Raw genomic sequence first — 18,694 nt, 5'->3', positions numbered from 1 at the left:
TGCTCGCGCTGAACTGCAATGGTGCGCGATACCTCGAACGCCCGCGCGCCAGGCGAAGCGACTCCCCGAACGACGGTAAACGGAAAACGAAGCCGGGCCGAACCGCAGTTCGGTCCCGATCGATCTCGTAATCGATCCAGTCGGTTGTCGCCGTTCGGGAACGATTCCGAAACCCCCTCGAAGGCGACCACCGGGCCGGTCGGGATGTGATCTTTTTCATTACTCCGCGTTTACCGGGCACGACGATTGCCTTCGCGTGCCGAGTGGGTGCACTGTTACCGCTACGACATCGGCCGCGTTCCGCGACCGTGTGCCACACCACCCCGCCACGTCCCCACCGCGGCCCGCACGGGTCGACGGCACAACCGGCGACGAAGGAGACGAGGCGACGATGCCGAATCCAGTGAACAACGAAGCCACGCAAGCCGCTGTCAGCCCAGGCCTCGAGGGCGTGGTGGCGTTCGAGACCGAGATCGCCGAACCGGACCGTGACGGTGGTGCCCTGCGCTACCGCGGAGTGGACATCGAGGAGCTGGCGGGCCGGGTCTCGTTCGGCGACGTATGGGCGCTGCTGGTCGACGGCCGCTTCGGCAACGGCCTCGGCGCGGCGAGCGACGACCGACTCCCGGTGCGCAACGGCGACGTACGTGTCGACATGCAGTCGGCACTGGCGATGGTCGCACCGACCAACGGGTTCGCCCCACTGCTGGACGTAACCGAGGAACAAGCACGTGACCAGCTGGCGTTGGCCTCGGAGCTGGCGCTGTCCTACGCGGCCCAGTCGGCCCGGGGTGCGGAACTCCCCGCGGTACCCCGCTCCGAGCTGGACGAGTGCACCACGGTCGCCGAACGATTCCTGACCTGCTGGCGCGGCGAGCCGGATCCGGCACACGTGAAGGCGCTGGATGCCTACTGGGTATCCGCGGCCGAACACGGCCTCAACGCCTCGACCTTCACCGCGCGGGTCATCGCCTCCACCGGCGCCGATGCCGCCGCGAGCCTCTCCGGAGCCGTGGGTGCCATGTCCGGGCCACTGCACGGTGGTGCCCCCGCCCGGGTACTGCCGATGATCGAAGAGGTCGAACAGCGCGGTGACGCCCGCGCGGTCGTCGAGTCGATCCTGGATCGTGGCGACCGACTCATGGGCTTCGGGCACCGGGTCTACCGCGCGGAGGACCCCCGCGCGAGGGTACTGCGCGAAACCTGCAAGCAGCTCGGTTCACCCCGGTTCGAGGTGGCCACGGAACTGGAGCAGGCGGCACTGTCGGTGCTGGCCGAGCGGCGCCCCGATCGGCAGATCGCCACCAACGTGGAGTTCTGGGCAGCGGTGATCCTGGACTTCGCACAGGTACCGACGCCGATGATGCCAGCGATGTTCACCTGTGCGCGGCTGGCGGGCTGGTCCGCTCACGTCCTGGAGCAGAAGCGGACCGGTCGACTGGTACGCCCCTCCGCCCGCTACGTCGGACCGGGCGCACGTGAGCCGCGTGAGGTCGAGGGGTGGGACACCGTTTCCCCCCTGGTCTCCGTTTGAGAACTTTTGCCGGCTCGATCTCCGTAGCTCTGCCGTGGCGGAACCTCCCGCACGGCTCTCGCCGCGGGTCCGGAGACATCGGGTAGCGACCTACACAACGTCTCCGGCGTCCTCGCGAGAGCCGCACGGGAGAACCCGCGGCGGCGCGAGCTGCGGGCGTGGTTGGGGGCCTGCGAGGGTGGTCGAGGCTCGGTTTCGGGAGCACCGTAGGCGCGACGATTTCACGGGTGGGTTCTGGGGATCGCCGCAGCGGGGCGGCGATTTCGCGAGAAATTGCGCCGCCCCCGGTAGGGAGACCACACCGCCCCGGCCGGGGGCCACGCCACCCCAGCTGGGAACGACGCGTGTTCCGGGACACGATCCGGGCGCCGCCCGCGCGAACGCGGCGTCCGGATGCGGGAGAGTGTCGGTGTGCACCATGTCGAAGAGCTGACATTCACCAGTGCGCTGCTGAACTGGAAGTTCGCGTTCTGGTGGGATCTGCTGATCGTGCTGCTCGGTGTCACCTACGCCGCCGGGGTGACACGGCTCCGACGCGGGAGTCCGGGACGGCCCTGGCCCGCCCACCGCAATTGGCTGTTCGCCTCCGGGCTGGTGAGCCTGTTCATGGCGATGAACAGCTTCGTCGCGGTCTACAGCCACGCGCTGTTCACCATGCACATGGTGCAGCACCTGATGCTGATCATGCTGGTCCCCGCCCTGCTCGTCTACGGCAAACCACTGCGGCTGTGGTCGGAGCTGGACGAGTCCGGGCGTGTGGCGCGAATCCTGCGCGGACGAGCGGTCGGCATGCTGACCCACCCGGCGTGGACCATGGTGCTGTACTCGGTGGTGCTGATCGCCACCCATCTGACCCCGTTCATGCAGGTCATGCTGCTGAACCCGTGGCTGCACCACGCCGAGAGCGTGTTGTACCTGGTCACGGGTTACCTGACGTTCCTGCCACTGCTGGGCACCGAACCGACCCGCTGGCAGCACTTCCCCTACCCACTGCGGGTGTTCAGCGCCCTGATGGGGATGGGGCCGGACACCGGTATCGGCGTGATCCTGATGATGGCCGACGATCCGCTGTTCCCCGCTTACGGGAGGATGCGCGACTGGTGGATCGACGACGGCACGCTGACCGTGTTGGCCGACCAACGGCTCGGCGGCGGGATCATGTGGTTCTTCGGCGACGCGCTCATGGCCGTGTTCGCGCTGGTACTGGTGAGGCAGTGGATGCGTGCCAACGGTTCGGAAGCCGGTTTCGGCAACTGGCTGGAGTCCGCCAGACGCAGCGCACTCGCCGAAACCGGCGGCGAGGCCGAGTCCGAGGTGGAGAGCCTGCGGACCACGGATGACCTCGACGAGGACGAGCGGGCCAGGCAGGCGTACAACGCGATGCTCGCCAGACTGGCTCGGCAGGACGAGCAGCGGAGCGGTCGACAGTAGTCACCCTGCCGGCTCGCGTTTCACGGGCTCGACTCGGCGCGACCTCCCGTTCCGTGCTCGCGGCGAGTGGCGGAGACATCGAACGGGCACCGCGACCGGGCCGTCGGACCGACTCCGCGACACCCTATGCTGCCCAGCAGAAACAGTACCGGACCGCCGAAACCGGCACCGTTCGCGATTCACAGCCCACCACCCCGATCACGAGGTCAGTTCATGTCAGGTTCCGCACCGAGCAGCCGCAGGGAAGGCGACGAAGCCGCACCGAGTGCTCCCGGGGTGATTCGCTGGGGAACGCTGGGCACGGGGTCCGCCGTGGTTCTCACGACCGTGCTGGTGCTCGCGGCGGGCAGAGGCGTCTACGCGGTACTGGGATACCCCGATCCGGGGGCGTTGACCAAACTGGGCGTCAACCTGCTGCGGTTGGTATTCGACCTCGCCGGGGCGTGCTGCCTGGGCGGGCTGGTGTTCGCCGCGTTCTTCACCGTCCCGCAACGCGGCGGGATGATCTCGCCGGACGGTTACGCGGCGCTACGGACGGCGGGTACGGCCGCGTGGTTCTGGGGCGTTGTCGGGTTGCTGCTCACGGTGTTCGACGCCGCCGACTCGGCGGGGCAGTCGGTCACCGACAGCCTGACGCCCGGCGCGTTGTCGGGGCTGTTGGAAGCACTGGACGTTCCGAAGGCGTGGCTGCTCTCCGCGCTGCTCGCGCTGGTACTGGCTGTCGCGTGCCGTTCGACGCTGCGGTGGCGCACCACGATCGGGCTGACCGTGCTGGCGGGGTTGACGCTGCTGCCTCCGGTGCTGGTCGGGCACTCCGCCTCCAACGGAGGACACGACTTCGCCTCCGACAGCATGGTCTTCCACGTGGTGGCGGCCGCGTTGTGGCTGGGAGTGCTGTTCGCCGTGCTCGCCCACGCTCGCAGGCGGGGAGCGAACCCGGAAATCGTGGCGCGGCGTTACCGGAAGCTCGCCGCGACGTGTTGGGGTGTGCTGGCGGTCTCCGGTGTCATCGGCTCGCTGATACTGGCACCGATCCGGATGTGGCTGGGCACCCAGTACGGGGCGCTGGTGCTGTGCAAGATCGGGCTCCTGCTGCTGGTGGGGCTGGTTTCGGTGCCGTTGCGACGTCGGATCACCCGGTCCGCGCTGGATCGCCACAGGGGGATGCTGCGCCTGGCCGGGGCCGAGCTGGCGCTGCTGCTGGCCACGGTGGGGATCTCGATGGGAATGGCGCACGTTCCGCCGCCCAACCTGCTCGATAGGGACGCCACCGCCATGGACCTGCTCATCGGCTACGACCTTCCGGAGTTTCCGAGCTTCTGGCAGCTGATCACCCAGTGGAGGTTCGACCTACTGCTGGGCACGGCCGCCGTGGTGCTGGCGGTGAGCTACCTGGCGGGGGTGCGCCGGTTGCGCGCGCACGGACAGCGTTGGCCGGTGGGGCGCACGGTGAGCTGGTTGGCGGGCTGCCTGGCGGTGCTGGTGGCCAGCTCCTCCGGGGTGGGAAGCTACGCACCTGCCACCTTCGGGGTGCACATGACGGCCCACCTGCTGCTCAACATGCTGGGCCCGGCCCTGCTCGTGCTGGGGACGCCGGTGAACCTGTGCCTGCGGGCACTACCTCGTGCACGCCGGGGTGAACCGTACGGACCGAGGGAATGGCTGCTCGGGATCGTGGACTCGCCCGTTTCGAGGTGGCTGAGTCACCCGGTGCTGGCCTCGCTGCTGCTGGTGGGCTCGCTCTACGCGCTGTACCCGACCGGCCTGTTCCAGCTGGTCATGCAGGAGCACTGGGCTCACACGATCATGAACGTCTATTTCCTGGGGAGCGGCTATCTGTGGTTCTGGTCGATACTCGGCATCGACCGCACCCCCCGTCGGGTGCCGCAGCTGGCACGACTGGGCGTGACGCTGGGCATGATGCCCGCTCTGGCCTTCTTCGGCGTGCTGGTGCTGAGCATGTCCGAGCCGATCGCGGGCAACTACTACCGCACGCTGGACCTGCCGTGGTCGGTGGATCCGATGGCCGCGCAGCAGGCGGGAGCGCTGATCGGCTGGCTCGGCGGTGAGGTTCCGCTGCTGCTGGTACTGGTCGTGCTGCTCCGGAAGTGGCACCGGGAGGAGGGCGACGATGACGACGCCGACTACCGGGGAATGCTCGCACGGCTGGAATCCACCAGGAGCTGAGCGGATCCGACAGGATCCTGGTGAGCCGGCCGGGCCCTGGTGAACCGGCCGGGCGTGCGTCGACAGCGTCGGTCACCGACAGCGTCGGTCACCGACAGCGTCGGTCACTGACAGCGGCCAACCCGGTGTGACCGGACTCTCCCCTCGGCACGGCGGATCGGTGATCGTGTCCACGGCGAACACCGGAGTAACGTGAGTTCGGTAAGGCATACCTTAACCGAAATCACGTCGAACGAGAGGCAAGATGCTGACCTCACAGGCGGAAGTCACCACCGAACGGCCACAGCGATACCTGTCACAACTTTGCAAGCACTTCGCGCACAAGGTCGACAGCGAGCACGACGAGGTAACCGGGCGCGTGGAGTTCGACGTCGGAACGTGCGAGCTGCGGGCCGAGGGGTGGACCCTGCTGTTGCGGGCGCGTGCCGCTGACCGGGAAGGGGTCGACCGGGTCAAACAGGTGATCGGAACCCATCTGGAACGGTTCGGAACCCGAGACGAGCTGGAAGTCCACTGGACCGATGTCGAAGGGAGTTGACCTCTCCCGCTGTGTAGCTGGCATCCGCCTCACACACCAGAGGTCCCATGCGCTGCGACCCGCACGGTCGCGTCCGACGGCGGTGCGGGGCGTCGATTTCTCGCGAAATCACCGCCCCGTGCGGCGGTGTGGCACCGGCTCCGTCAATTTCTCGCGAAATCGCCGCGCCGGTGGGCGCGAGCCCCGGTGCCGAACTCCGACCACTCCCGCAGACCGAACCACCACCCTCGCGGACGGCACCGCCGCGGGTTCTCCGGTGCGGCTCCCGCGAGGAAGGTCCGACGTCGGGTAGGTCGCTACCCGATGTCGGACCTCCCCGCAGCGAGAGCCGTGCCGGAGGGTCCGACACGGAACCCGCTACGGAAATCGAGCTGTGACGATGCGGCTCGTCACTCCTCGGAGAGGGCCGCGGCCGGTTGGGCCTTGGCAGCCCGTCGGGCGGGCAGGACCGAGGCCAACACGCCCGCTGGTATGGCACAGCCGATCACCAGCAGCAATCGTGCCCAGGGCACGGCGAACGCGACCGGCAGTCCGAGGTTCTCGAACATCGCCGCCACCCCGCCGAAGGCGAACAGCACTCCGATCATGGCTCCCAGCACGGTACCGACCACGGCCAGCAACACCGCCTCCAGCGCCAGGGTTCCCCGCAGTTGACCACGGGTCAGTCCGAGCGCGCGCAGCAGCGCGGACTCCCTGCCGCGTTCCAGCACCGACAGGCCGAGCGTGTTGGCGATACCGACCACCGCGATGATCACCGCGACCGCCAGCAGACCGGTGACGATCAGCAGCAGCGTGTCGAGCACCTGGGTGAACTGCGCACGCTTCTGCACCGCTCCCCCGAGATCTATGGGTGTCGAGGTGCTCTCCTCGGCCAACGAGTTCAGCTCGCCGGTGTAGCCCGGCGTGTAGGTGTCGGAGGTGGCACGGGCCCAGATCTCGGTGGTGCTGGTCTCGGCCCCCGTGGCAGCCAGATCGGAGCTGGTCAGCAGGAAGCCGGATCGGATCAGATCGGTGGACGCCAACCGGAACGTGGCGGAGCCCTCCCCGATGGGCAGCTCAACACGGTCCCCTTCCGACCAACCCCAGCTGTCGAGGATGCCGGAGGGAGCCAGGGCGGTCCCCTGCCGGAGAGCCTCCGCACCATGCCGGGAGATCTCGGCGAGCTTCGCGGGGGCGATCCCCATTGCGTGGAAGGTCGCGGGAGGAATGTCCTCGCGGGAGGCTCCCTCGGGCATGCTCGTCTCCGGCCGCTCCATCTCGAAACTGGCGCCGGACAGGGCGGCGGTGGCGGCCGTGCCCTCCAGGGCCGCGAGGCGCTGCCCCACCCCTTCGGGAACCGGTTGGCCCCGCTCCTCGGCTGCGATCTTCACGTCCACCGGGTAGCGCTGATCGATCTGCTCGTTGGCACCGAGCCGCGCACTGGCGGTACCGGTGAGCAACAGCACGATCAGCCCGACGCCGATCATCAGCGCGGTACTGGTGGAGGAGGCCCGGTAGGGATTGCGCACGGCATTGCCACTGGCGAGCGTGCCCGTGGGGCCGAGCGAACGCATCAGGTAGCCGAACGCCCTGGCAACCGCGGGAATGAGCGTGGGCGTGAACAGCAGCACTCCCAGCACGGCCACGAGCCCGCCGGGCACCGCCATGGTCATCGATCCGAGCAGGGCACCGCCGAGCAGGAAACCAGCGCCCGCCACGGTGAACACCACGGCGGACACCAACCGCGCTCGACCGATCCGGCGGGAGGCCTGCTCGTCGGGGACGGGACGCAGGGCGGCCAGCGGCGCGACCCGCATCGCGCGTGCGGCGGGGGCCAGCGAAGCCAGGAAGGTCACCAGCAGTCCGGCCGCCACGGGCGCGGTCAGCGCCAGCGGGGTAATACCGAGCGCGCCGAAGTCGACCGGGGAGTCGGTCAGCCCCAGTGGCCAGCTCACCGTGGCCGAGACCAGCACGCCGAACACCGTGCCGATCACCGAGGTGACCAGCCCCACCAGCAGTGCCTCGAACAGCGCTGACCGCCGGATCTGTCCCCGGGTGGCCCCGACGCAGCGCAGCAGTGCGTACTGCCTGCTTCGCTGGGCGTGCAGCACCGAGAAGGTGTTGACGATGACGAACCCGGCCACGAACAGCGCGATCGCGCCGAACGGCAGCAGTACGGCGTTCAGTGCGACGGCCACTCTCCCGCTGAACAGCTTCACCGCGTAGTCGGCCTGCTGCTGTCCGGTTCGGACCTTGACGTACTGGCCAGCGTCGAGCTTGCCGCGCAGCCGGTCGAGCACCGCCGAGGTATCGGCTCCGTCGGCCAGCAGCAGGTCGATCGCGCGGTATTCGGTTGTCCCGAGTTGGTTCAGCAGCCCCTGGGGGGCGAAGACCGTGATGCGGCTGCCACCCGTGAGCACGTTGCTCCCGATGTCGACCAGCCCCGAGACGGTGACCTCGCGCTTCGGCGGTGCCTTCTCGCTCTCTCCCTCCCGAGCCGAGACGTATCGCGGCTGCTGGAGGGTGAGGGTGTCTCCGGGAGAAAGATTCGCCGAGTCGGCGGCGCGCTCGCTGAGCACCACCTCGTCCGCGGCGTCCGCATAGCTGCCCTCAGCGAGCTCGTACCAGCGCAGTGCCTGTTGCTCGGGCAGCCGGTTCAGCTCCACCGAGTACCGCTCGCCCTTCCAGGAGGCATTGGCGTAGCTCTCGGTCCTGGGGACGGCCACGTCGACACCTTCGGTGTCCCGAACCTTCCGCAGGCGTTGCTGTCTTTTGTCGTTCTCGCTCCCCTCGGCGACCCTCGCCATTTGGTCGTCTACCACGACGTCGGCGGCCAGGTTGGGTGCTGCCACCATGTGCCGCACCGAGGACTGCATGGTGCCGGTGAACACGAGAGTGGCGGCGACGAATCCGACGCCCAGCACGATGGCGAGTCCGGCCGCCGTGAGCCGTCCGATGTTGTGCCGCAGTTGCAGCAGGGTGTTGCGCAGCACTGGCCCTCACCCACCCAACCGGCGCAGCGAGTCGAGCACCGCTTCCTGCGTGGGCTCCTCGATCCGGCCCGCGATGTTGCCGTCGGCCAGCAGCACCACGCTGTCCGCGTGGGACGCGGCGACCGGGTCGTGGGTGACCATCACCACGGTCTGGCCGAACTGGCGTACCGAGCCGCGCAGGAACTCCAGCAGGTTCGCGCCGGACTTCGAGTCCAGCGCACCGGTGGGTTCGTCGGCGAAGACGACCTCGGGGCGCGTGATCAGGGCGCGGGCCACCGCGACCCGCTGCTGCTGCCCGCCGGAGAGTTCGCTGGGCCGGTGGCGCAACCGCTGGTCGATGCCCAACGACTCGGTGAGTTCGTTCAGCCACTGCCGGTCGGGTTTGCGACCGGACAGCTCCAGCGGCAGCAGGATGTTCTGCTCCGCCGTCAGGGTGGGCAGCAGGTTGAACGACTGGAACAGGAAGCCGATCCTGTCACGTCGCGTGAGGGTGAGCTGCTTGTCCGAGAGACCGGTCAGGTCGGTCTCTCCCAGCATCACCCGACCCGAGGTAGGGGTGTCCAACCCGGCCAGGCAGTGCATCAGGGTGGACTTGCCGGAACCGGAGGGCCCCATGATCGCGCTGAACCGTCCGCCCGCGAAGCCGATGTCGACGTTGTCCAGCGCGCGAACTCCGGCCTCACCGCTGCCGTATACCTTGACCAGTGCCGATCCGCTGGTCGCCGATTCCGGTTCGGCGAGTTGTCCGGCGAAGCCTTGCTGTCCGTTGACTCCGCCCTGTTCCGAAGGGACGGCCGCGGGTTGCTGCGACCCGTTCGGGAAACTCACGTGATTCCCCCATTGTGGTATCTGAATTGCGAAACTGACTCTAACGTGACGCTCCGGACACGGAGTGCCACGCGTGACGTTCGGAAGACGCGCTAGGGAACAGCCCGGTGGTCGAGTACTACGACCACCTCGGGCGAGCGACAGCATCGAGAGCGCGCGGCGGGGCCCTCGGCTGATCCACCCGACGCGGATTCGCCGGGGCGGATTTCGATCTCCGGAACCCGCTCGGCGGGACTTCGCGGCTCTCCGCTGTGCACTGTCCCCAGTAAACGGATCGAACTCGTGAACCGCTTCCGGGAAAGCCCCCAGACACCCCGGAACCTCCCCGGAGGGAACCCCGAGGCGGGGCTCCCCGAACCGGACACTCCTGGGAGCGATTTCACGCGGGGGTGAACCGGCGCAACCGCAGACTGTTGGAGACGACGAAGGCCGAGGACAGCGCCATGGCCGCGCCCGCGATCAGCGGGTTGAGCAGTCCGCACACGGCCAACGGCACGGCGGCCAGGTTGTAGCCGAACGCCCAGACCAGGTTGCCCCGGATGGTGCCGAGCGTCCGCCTGGCGAGTTTCACGGAGTCCGGCACCGCCGTCAGCTCCTCGCGGACCAGGATGAGATCGGCCGCCGAGATGGCCACATCCGTGCCCGCCCCCACCGCGAGCCCCAGTTCCGCCGTGGCCAGTGCGGGCGCGTCGTTGACCCCGTCGCCGACCATCGCCACCCGGCGCCCTTCGGCGCGCAGTCCTTCGATCGCCTCGACCTTCTGATCCGGGAGCACGTCGGCGACGACCTCGCCGATCCCCACCTCCTCGGCGACGGAACGAGCCGTGGCCTCGTTGTCACCGGTCAACAGCACGGTCCGCATCCCGAGCCGCCGCAGCTCGGCCACGGCGGCCGGGGCCGAGGGCTTGACCGCGTCGGCGAGCCCGAGCACCGCCACCACGACTCCGTCCCGCGCGACGAGGACGGTGGTCCTCCCGCCGTGCTGCCACTCCGCGTGGTGTCGCCGCACGTCCTCCGGAACGGTGATCCCGTTGTCGGTGAACAGCTTCGCCCTGCCCGCCAGCATGTGGTGTCCGTCCACCTCGCCGTGCGCGCCCAGTCCGGGATCGTTGGCGAACCCCTCGACAGCGGGCAGTTCCACGCCTTCCCCGAGCTCGGCGCGCGCGGCGGAGGTGATCGCGGCGGCGACCGCGTGTTCGGAGGCGTGCTCCAGTCCGCCCACCAGTCGAAGCACCTCGGACCGCGCCACACCGGCGACGCAGTACACCTCCCCGAGGGTCATGCTGCCGGTGGTGACCGTGCCGGTCTTGTCGAACACCACCGTGTCGACCGTCCTGGTGGACTCCAGGGCCTGATACCCCTTGAGGAAGATGCCGAGCTGCGCACCACGTCCGGAAGCGGCCATCAGCGCGGTCGGCGTGGCCAGTCCCAGCGCGCACGGACACGCGATGACCAGCACCGAGAGCGCGGCCGTGAAGGAGCGCTCGGCCGAGCCGCCGAGCAGCAGCCAGCCGAGCAACGTCAGCACGGCCAGCCCGAGCACGGCGGGCACGAAGTAGGCCGAGATCCGGTCGGCCAACCGCTGGACGGCGGCCTTGCCGCTCTGCGCCTGTTCGACCAGTCGCATCATCCCCGCGAGCTGGGTGTCCCGGCCGACCCTGGTGGCCTCGGTGAGCAACCAGCCGGTCGCGACCGTGGTTCCTCCGGTGACCTCGTCGCCCTCGACGACCTCGGCGGGCACCGACTCCCCGGTCATCGAGCTGCGGTCCACGGCGGCGCCGCCACGCACCACGCGCCCGTCGGTGGCGATGGTTCCGCCGGGGCGGGTGACGAACCGATCCCCGACCCGCAGTCGTTCGACCGGCACCTCCCGGTGCGTGCCGTCCTCGTCCCGCACCAGAGCGGTCTTGGCTCCGAGCCGGGCGAGGGCGCGCAGCGCGCCGCCCGCTCTGCGCTGCGCCTTGGCCTCGAAGTAGCGTCCGGCCAGCACGAAGGTGGTCACTCCGGCCGCCACTTCCAGGTAAGCGGCACCGTCGGTGTTGAGCAGCAGCCACAGCCCGGAGGCGTCGGCGGGCGCAGCGCTCGGCGCGAACATCGCGTAGAGCGACCACACGCTCGCCGCGGTGATCCCGATGGAGACCAGCGTGTCCATCGAGGAGGAACCGTGCCGGGCGTTGCGCAGCGCGGCGCGGTGGAACGGCCAGGCGGCCCAGCCCGCCACGGGAAGCGCGAGCACGATGATCAGCCACTGCCAACCGGGGAAGCGGGCTTCGGGAAGCACCGTGAACAGGATCGCCAGGTCGGCCAGCGGCACGAACAGCACGACCGAGACGACGAGCCTGCGCCACAGATCGCGCAGCCGGGCACGAGAGTCGTCCGGGCTCTCCTCGGCTGGGCGCAGCACCTCGGCCCCGTAGCCTGCCTTGGTCACCGTCTCGGTCAGCAACTCGTCGGCGGCGCCCGCCGGGGCGGTGACGCTGGCACGGGCGGCGGCGTAGTTGACGCTGGCGTGCACACCGTCGAGTTTGTTGAGCTTGCGCTCCACCCTGTTGGCGCACGCCGCACAGGTCATGCCGCTGACGGCCAGCTCGACGCTGCGTTGCTGTTCGGCGGAGCCGCGTTGCTGTTCGGCGGACTCGGTTGAGGTGTCCGCGGACGTCGTCATCCGACCACCTTTCGTGCGGTTCACCGCGACCGGCGAAACTCCCTCCAGCTTGAACCATGCCGTCCGTCACGTCTCACGCGCTCTCCCGGTACGCCACGGGCGGCGGGGACGACTCGGTCCTCCCTCCGTCGAGCGCGCTCGTGGTGGTGTGCTCCGCCACCCCGCGCTCGGCACCCTCGCCGGGGGAGCGGCTCCCGCTCGCGGGCACCCGGTCCGAGCCGTGCAGCAGCGCCAGCACCGCCACCAGTACCAGCCCGAGCAGCACCGGCAGGTGTGAAATCACCCGTTCGGGGCCGACGCGGCCGGTGACCAGATCCACCAGGCACAACGCGCCGAGCACGCCGGTGAAACTCGCCAGCACCGGCAGGTGCGCGGCCGCGTGCCTGGCACGCAGCGCCACCCAGGCCAACGCGACCGCCACCGCAGCGTTCCAGGCGCCCGTCTCGTGATCGATGTGCGGCATCGTCGACCGGGCCCCATCGCCCACGCGAACTCCGACACCGGTGAGCTGCAGCAGGGCCACCCCCAACTGAACCGCCGCCACCAGTGCCAGCAACCAGCGCAGGGCGGTTCGCGGTCGCCTCCCCGCCGCACCGCGCAGCCGATCCAGCGACCGGGGCCGCAGGGCCGGCAGCACGGCTCCGGTGACGTCGGGGCCGGGCTCGGCGGGCATGATCCGCACCGCCCGGTGCAACTCGTCGAAACCAGCTCGGCGCCGTTCGCACTCGGCACAGCCCGCCAGGTGCTGCCGCACCAGTCGACGCTGCTCCTCGGTGGCCGCCCCGTCGAGCTCGGCGGAGAGGATCTCGACACTCGTCACGCAGTCCACACCGTGCTGGTCGTCGGTGACCTCCCGGTAGTTCCCGGCTCCCGTGCCGGAGATCGAGGGGACACGCGTATCGTGCTCCCACGGTAACGACGGTTCACGCCCGCCGAGTCGGCATCACCGCGGCTTACGTGGTCGAGTGAGCCGAACAACCGTGGCAGCGGGCCCGGGCCCGAAGTTCATTGGATATTGGGCGTGGACGACCAGGAACTCACACGCTGCGCGCTGGCGGCGAAACAGGGGGACACCGACGCCGCGACCAGGTTCGTGCACGGCACGCAGCGTCAGGTCTGGCAGTTGCTGCGGCATCTGGCGGACGCGCACGTCGCGGAGGATCTCACCCAGGAGTGCTACCTGCGCGCGTTCCGCTCACTGGCCACCTACCGCGGCCGCTCCTCGGCGCGCACCTGGCTGCTGTCGATAGCTCGCAGGGTCGCCGCCGACCACATCCGGCACCGCGACCGCCGCCCACGCACGGCCGACATCGACGACTGGCAGCTCGCGGCGGAACGGGTCCAACCGCGAATCCTCTCGATACCGGAGGGATACGCGCTGCGCAGCGCACTGGAGGCCCTCGACGAACGGCGCAGGGAGGCCTTCGTGCTGACCCAGCTGGTCGGGCTCAGCTACGAGGAGACCGCCGAGGTGGCGGGCTGCCGCACCGGCACGATCCGTTCCAGGGTGGCCCGGGCACGCGCCGACCTGGTCGACCGGCTCCACGAGTATGATACGGATCACAGTGCGAGTTCCCGGGGATCGTAACTCTTTTCCGATCTCAGCCGGCGTTCCGGGCGGACGGGGACGGCCGCACCGGTCGGTTTCGCTCGGGTGACACCGGGCTCGTCGCGGTAGCCAAGGGGGCGACGGAGGCAGTAAGTTGCCCGCGGCTGGTTCACACCGGCGGCACGGTGGCGCGATCCGTCGGACCGCGCCGGCGGTGTGCGCCCAGCCGTGCTTGAGCCGGCAACGGCGCCGGTCATCTGGCCAACTTCGTGCATGTTCGCAAGCGGCCCTCGAACGGGCCGAAACCAACACAACAAGGACCGGAGGCGCCGGCATGACGCAGGCCGAAACCAACATCGACCCGACGACGCTGCGGTTGCCAGCTGAACTGATCCCGGCCGACGGACGGTTCGGATGCGGACCGTCGAAGGTCAGGCCGGAGCAGTTGACGCGGCTCGCGAACGAGGGTGCCGACGTGATGGGCACCTCGCACCGGCAGAAACCGGTGAAGTCGCTCGTCGGACGCGTGCGGGAAGGTCTCCGCCAGCTCTTCTCCCTTCCGGAGGGCTACGAGGTGGTCCTCGGCGTCGGTGGCACCACCGCCTTCTGGGACGCCGCCACCCTGGGCCTCGTACGGCAGCGTGCGCTGCACCTGACCTACGGTGAGTTCTCCGAGAAGTTCGCGAAGGCGACCAAGTCCGCCCCGTTCCTGGACGACTCGATCGTCGTCAAGGCCGATCCGGGCGATGCCCCCGATCCGGTGTCCGACCCGAAGGCCGACCTGATCGCCTGGGCGCACAACGAGACCTCCACCGGCGTGATGCTGCCCCCGAGCCGCCCCGCCGGGTCCGAGAACTCGCTGATCGCGGTGGACGCCACCTCCGGCGCGGGCGGGCTGCCGTTCAACCCCGCGGACGTGGACGTCTACTACTTCGCGCCGCAGAAGTGCTTCGCCTCGGACGGCGGCCTGTGGATCGCGGCGATGAGCCCGGCCGCGCTGGAGCGCGTGGGCGAGATCGGTGGTTCGGACCGCTGGATTCCGGAGTTCCTCTCGCTGACCACGGCGCTGGACAACTCCCGCAAGGACCAGACCTACAACACCCCCGCCGTCGCCACGCTGTTCCTGCTGGCCGACCAGATCGAGTGGATGCTCGAACAGGGCGGGCTGGACTGGTGCGTGCGGCGCACCGGTGAGTCCTCGCGCCGGGTGTGCTCGTGGGCCGAGTCCTCGGACTTCGCCTCCCCCTTCGTCGCCGACCCGGCCAAGCGTTCCCAGGTGGTCAACACGATCGACTTCGCCGACTCGATCGACGCGGACGCCGTGGCCAAGGCGCTGCGCGCGAACGGGATCGTGGACACCGAGCCCTACCGCAAGCTCGGCCGCAACCAGCTGCGCATCGGCACCTTCCCCGCCGTCGAGCCGGACGACGTCACCAAGCTGACGCAGGCGATCGACTGGATCGCGGGCAAGCTCGGCTGATCCGACGCGACTACCGGGGTGGGCGGTGCGCCGCTCACCCCGGATCCCGGCCTCGGCCGAGGCTCCGGCGAGGTGATGTCGTCACCGTCCACCCCGATGCGCCGCGAGGATGCCGAGGGTCAGCCGGCATGTCCCCGAGCGATACACCCGAGCCCGCGACGATGGGATACCCCGCGGCGGCCCGACCGGGTAATCGAGACCACACGGTTTTTCGGGGAATCAAGGTATTTCCACGGATGCGACGGGGTACGCCCGTTCGGCAGGATCATCGTTACGACACTCGGCGCGTCCGTCCCACGGAGACCCCCCGCCGAGTTATCGTTATAGCTTGGTGATCTAAAATCAGCGGGAGGCGCGGGGAGGCACTTATGCGAGCGCTGCGAGTGGTCGGGCTCGAAGAGGACGGCGAGACCGTCGTGTGTGAGGATCCCGACAACGGCGAACGCTTCGCGGTGCCTGCCGACGAGCGACTCCGCGCCGCGGCCCGCGGTGACCTCACCCGTCTCGGGCAGGTACAGATCGAGCTGGAAGCCCAGATGCGGCCGCGCGAGATCCAGACGCGAGTTCGTGCGGGCGCTTCCGTCGAGGAAGTCGCCGCTGAGGCCGGCATTCCGCAGCAACGCGTGGAGCGCTACGCCTACCCGGTATTACTGGAACGGGCCCAGGTCGCCGAGAAGGCCCAGCAGGCACATCCGATCCGCGAGGACGGGCCGGACGTACAGACACTCGGCGAGATCATCTCGCAGACCTTCGGAATGCGGGGGCAGGACTACGGCGAGACCAGCTGGGACGCCTGGCGCGGCGAGGACGGCAAGTGGGTGGTCACGCTGCGCTGGCAGGCCGGCCGCACGGAGAACACCGCGCACTGGACGTTCCACCCCGGCGCGCAGGGGGGCACGATCGCCGCGCTCGACGAGGACGCGCTCGACCTGCTCGATCCCACTCCGAACCGGCCACTGCGCACGGTACGTCCGGTCACCGAGCTCGCCAGGGAAGCACTCGAGCTGGACCACTCGGACGAGGAGGAGGTTCACTCCGGCGATCGGGAGACCACCACTCCGCTACTGGGAGGAGCGTCCGAGCAGAACAACCCCGACCTCTCCGAGAGTTCCGTCGGAACCGCCCACATCCCCGCCATGACAGCGGGGACGCTACTCGGCTCGACCTCGCAGTCGAACGATGCCGAGTTCGGAAACGCGATCCAGGACTCCGAGGCCGAACAACCCCTGGAAGGGTCGGACAACGAGGTCGAACACGTGGCGACGGACCGGGAGGACATCGAGGACGACGCGGGTACCGGGGAGGGGCGCAAGAATCACCCGATCGTACCCTCCTGGGAGGACGTGCTGCTCGGCGTGCGGTCGAACCGGTGACCGACGGCGAGACCGCGACCGGCGGCCGAAGTGTGACGAGTTCGGCACGTCGAACCGGCCGGGCTCGGGCGGGCGACTACGGGGCAGCGATACCAGGGCCAGCGATACAGGGGCCAGCGATACCGGATTCGGGGGCGCCGGATTCAGGGGCGGGAGGAGTCCTGTTCCGGACTCTGCTGCTCGTCACCGGAGTTCCCACCTCTCGATTCGAGGTGTCGTTGCCAGATGCGGTCCCGCACTCCCGGCAGCGATCTGCCGATGAACCTACCGCGGGGGCGTCCGCCACCGGGGGAAATACCGTCCCCTGTGGACTTCCCGCCGCCGGTGTCCGGGGAGAGCGCCCTCGCCACGAACCCTCCCGCGATGGAGACCGCGCCGATCGTCCCCGCTATCCACGCGACGTAGTCCATCGTGAGCAGCACTGCCCCGGCGAACAGGGCCACGAGGATCGACAAGAGGCCGACCAGGAACAACACGCGCGCGGACGGTGACATGCCTCGATTGTGCCCAACGGCTCAACGCGGAACCATGCTGACCGGGCCGAACATTCGTTCCCCCGGATGGTGTAGGACTCGGGGAGGCCCGGCTCACCCCAGCAGACTCAGCGGCAGGATCACCCAGGAAGCGGCGACACCGAGTACTACTCCGAAAGCTACCCAGCGCCAGGTGGGTACGGCGCGTCCGAGCCAGACCGACGGGGCGAATCCGCCCGCCACAGCGAGATTGACCACCACACCGAGCAGCGGGTTCACCTCGGCCAGCCCCAGCGAAACCACCACCAGCACCACGGAGACCAGCACCGCGAGGATGACACTGACCGTCACGCCGGTGGGCCGGGCGGTGCGGTCGAACACTTCTGTCCGCGGGTCCGACCCCGCGACAAGCCGCTGTCCGACGGGTGCGGGCAGCGTGCTCGGCTCACCGGTCAGCGGATCGTGGTAACGAACGGCACGCTCGCACTCCCCCGCCGTGCGGCCCGCGAGCAGCCGGCCGCGACGTGCCACCGCGCGCGACGCCCGCCCGTCGAGGGGATTCCCCCGGCTGATTCGCTCCACGACCTCGGCCCATTCGTACAGCGCCGCACAGAGCTCGGGAGAAAGCCCCACGTGCTCCGGCTTCAGACCGAGCGACCCGTCCGCCTCGACGAACAGGGGCCGCCCTCGGGCGACCCGGAGTTCCATGGTTTCCCCCACCATCGCGACGTCCCCCTACTGAGATCTTCCACCGGGACGATGTTCTCCGGCACAGTCGGGCCCGAAGATCACCCCGTGGCCCGCGGACGCGGCGGCCTCACGAGTCGGAGCGCATGGCGTGGAACACGATCGCGGCCGAGGCCGCGACGTTCAGCGAATCCACCTCACGAGACATCGGGATGCCGACGGTGAGATCGGACGAGCGCAGTGCCTCCTCGCTCAGCCCGGGCCCCTCCGAACCCATCAGCACGGCCACCTTGCCCTCGGAGAGACCCGCTCGTCCCACCGGAACGGCATCGGGACGGGGGGCCAGCGCGGCCACCCGGAAACCGTTGGCACCGAGGCGCTCCAGATCGCCGGGCCAGTCCGTGAGCCTGGCGAACGGCACACGCAGCACGTGCCCCATCGAGACCCGGACGCTGCGGCGATAGAGCGGATCGGAACAGCCGCGGCCCAATAGCACCCCGTCGAGGCCGAGCCCGGCGGCGTTGCGGAACATGGCTCCGAGGTTCTCGTGATCGACGACCCCTTCGAGCACGGCCAGCTTGCTGGAACGGCGAATCAGCTCGGCCGGATCGGGTTCGGGAGCGCGGTCCGCCACCGCGAGAACTCCGCGGTTGAGGTGAAAGCCCACGATCCCGGCCAGCGTGTCCGGCTCGACGATGTAGGCGGGGACATCGAGATCGCGCAGCAGCGGTTCGAGGGTGTTTATCCGTTTGCGTTCCCCGAGCAGTCCCCGAATGGGGTAGGGCGAGGCGAGCAGCCGCTCCACCACCAGCCTGCCCTCGCCGATCACGAGCCCGCGCCCGCCGGGGCGATCGGGACGACGATCGGCGGTAGTCAGATCGCGGAAGTCGTCGACCGCGGGGTCCTCCGCATCGGTTACTTCGATCAGCCTGGCCACACTTCGTATCCTCGCATCAGGGGATGTGACCTTCGACGAC

Annotated in this window: 14 protein-coding genes; 7 read left to right on the top strand and 7 right to left on the bottom strand. The window is 69.3% G+C overall.

Annotation, left to right across the window (positions count from 1 at the left end; translation table 11 throughout):
* The first annotated feature begins 391 nt into the window (after positions 1–391).
* From J2S53_RS19130 to J2S53_RS19115, 4 genes are all read left to right on the top strand, one after another.
* Positions 392–1,534 carry a citrate synthase 2 gene (locus tag J2S53_RS19130; RefSeq protein WP_456242135.1) on the top strand — a complete coding sequence of 381 codons (1,143 nt, stop codon included), beginning with the start codon at positions 392–394 and terminating at the stop codon, positions 1,532–1,534.
* A 411-nt stretch (positions 1,535–1,945) separates the two neighbouring features.
* On the top strand, positions 1,946–2,965 hold the full coding sequence (locus J2S53_RS19125; protein WP_456242134.1) for a cytochrome c oxidase assembly protein: 1,020 nt from the start codon (positions 1,946–1,948) through the stop codon (positions 2,963–2,965).
* 213 nt (positions 2,966–3,178) lie between these two features.
* The gene (locus tag J2S53_RS19120) at positions 3,179–5,152 is read left to right on the top strand and encodes a cytochrome c oxidase assembly protein (RefSeq protein ID WP_456242133.1); all 1,974 of its coding nucleotides are present in this window, start codon (positions 3,179–3,181) and stop codon (positions 5,150–5,152) included.
* A 244-nt stretch (positions 5,153–5,396) separates the two neighbouring features.
* Positions 5,397–5,690, top strand: coding sequence for a DUF2218 domain-containing protein (locus tag J2S53_RS19115; RefSeq protein ID WP_456242132.1), 294 nt, complete (start codon positions 5,397–5,399; stop codon positions 5,688–5,690).
* Between the two features lie 389 nt (positions 5,691–6,079).
* Here J2S53_RS19115 and J2S53_RS19110 read toward each other — a convergent pair whose 3' ends face one another.
* The 4 genes from J2S53_RS19110 to J2S53_RS19095 all read right to left on the bottom strand — a co-directional run bounded on the left by J2S53_RS19110 (position 6,080) and on the right by J2S53_RS19095 (position 12,975).
* Complete coding sequence (locus J2S53_RS19110) at positions 6,080–8,662, bottom strand: ABC transporter permease (protein WP_456242131.1); 2,583 nt, start codon at positions 8,660–8,662, stop codon at positions 6,080–6,082.
* Between the two features lie 6 nt (positions 8,663–8,668).
* On the bottom strand, positions 8,669–9,490 hold the full coding sequence (locus J2S53_RS19105) for an ABC transporter ATP-binding protein (RefSeq protein WP_456242130.1): 822 nt from the start codon (positions 9,488–9,490) through the stop codon (positions 8,669–8,671).
* A gap of 379 nt (positions 9,491–9,869) precedes the next feature.
* Positions 9,870–12,155 carry a heavy metal translocating P-type ATPase gene (locus J2S53_RS19100; protein WP_456242129.1) on the bottom strand — a complete coding sequence of 762 codons (2,286 nt, stop codon included), beginning with the start codon at positions 12,153–12,155 and terminating at the stop codon, positions 9,870–9,872.
* Positions 12,156–12,228: 73 nt separating this feature from the next.
* A complete protein-coding gene (locus J2S53_RS19095) occupies positions 12,229–12,975 on the bottom strand; it encodes a zf-HC2 domain-containing protein (RefSeq protein WP_456242128.1) in 747 nt (248 codons plus the stop codon).
* Positions 12,976–13,176: 201 nt separating this feature from the next.
* Between J2S53_RS19095 and J2S53_RS19090 the strand changes: the two genes are divergently transcribed.
* From J2S53_RS19090 to sepH, 3 genes are all read left to right on the top strand, one after another.
* The gene (locus tag J2S53_RS19090; protein ID WP_456242127.1) at positions 13,177–13,743 is read left to right on the top strand and encodes a sigma-70 family RNA polymerase sigma factor; all 567 of its coding nucleotides are present in this window, start codon (positions 13,177–13,179) and stop codon (positions 13,741–13,743) included.
* A gap of 295 nt (positions 13,744–14,038) precedes the next feature.
* Positions 14,039–15,184 (top strand): phosphoserine transaminase, encoded by a 1,146-nt coding sequence (gene serC / locus J2S53_RS19085; protein WP_456242126.1) that lies wholly within the window; start codon positions 14,039–14,041, stop codon positions 15,182–15,184.
* 368 nt (positions 15,185–15,552) lie between these two features.
* A complete protein-coding gene (gene sepH / locus J2S53_RS19080) occupies positions 15,553–16,557 on the top strand; it encodes a septation protein SepH (protein WP_456242125.1) in 1,005 nt (334 codons plus the stop codon).
* Between the two features lie 143 nt (positions 16,558–16,700).
* On the opposite strand, the gene J2S53_RS19075 is transcribed toward sepH, so the two are convergent.
* From J2S53_RS19075 to J2S53_RS19065, 3 genes are all read right to left on the bottom strand, one after another.
* Positions 16,701–17,051, bottom strand: a complete 351-nt coding sequence (locus J2S53_RS19075) for a hypothetical protein (RefSeq protein WP_456242124.1) — start codon at positions 17,049–17,051, stop codon at positions 16,701–16,703.
* Positions 17,052–17,144: 93 nt separating this feature from the next.
* The gene (locus J2S53_RS19070; protein WP_456242123.1) at positions 17,145–17,753 is read right to left on the bottom strand and encodes a DUF2537 domain-containing protein; all 609 of its coding nucleotides are present in this window, start codon (positions 17,751–17,753) and stop codon (positions 17,145–17,147) included.
* 94 nt (positions 17,754–17,847) lie between these two features.
* A complete protein-coding gene (locus J2S53_RS19065; RefSeq protein WP_456242122.1) occupies positions 17,848–18,654 on the bottom strand; it encodes a TrmH family RNA methyltransferase in 807 nt (268 codons plus the stop codon).
* Between the last annotated feature and the right edge of the window lie 40 nt (positions 18,655–18,694).

The sequence above is a fragment of the Actinopolyspora lacussalsi genome, from assembly GCA_030803735.1.
GTDB lineage: Bacteria > Actinomycetota > Actinomycetes > Mycobacteriales > Pseudonocardiaceae > Actinopolyspora > Actinopolyspora lacussalsi.
Note: the sequence above shows the minus strand (reverse complement) of the source record. Positions and strands in the feature narration are given on the sequence as shown.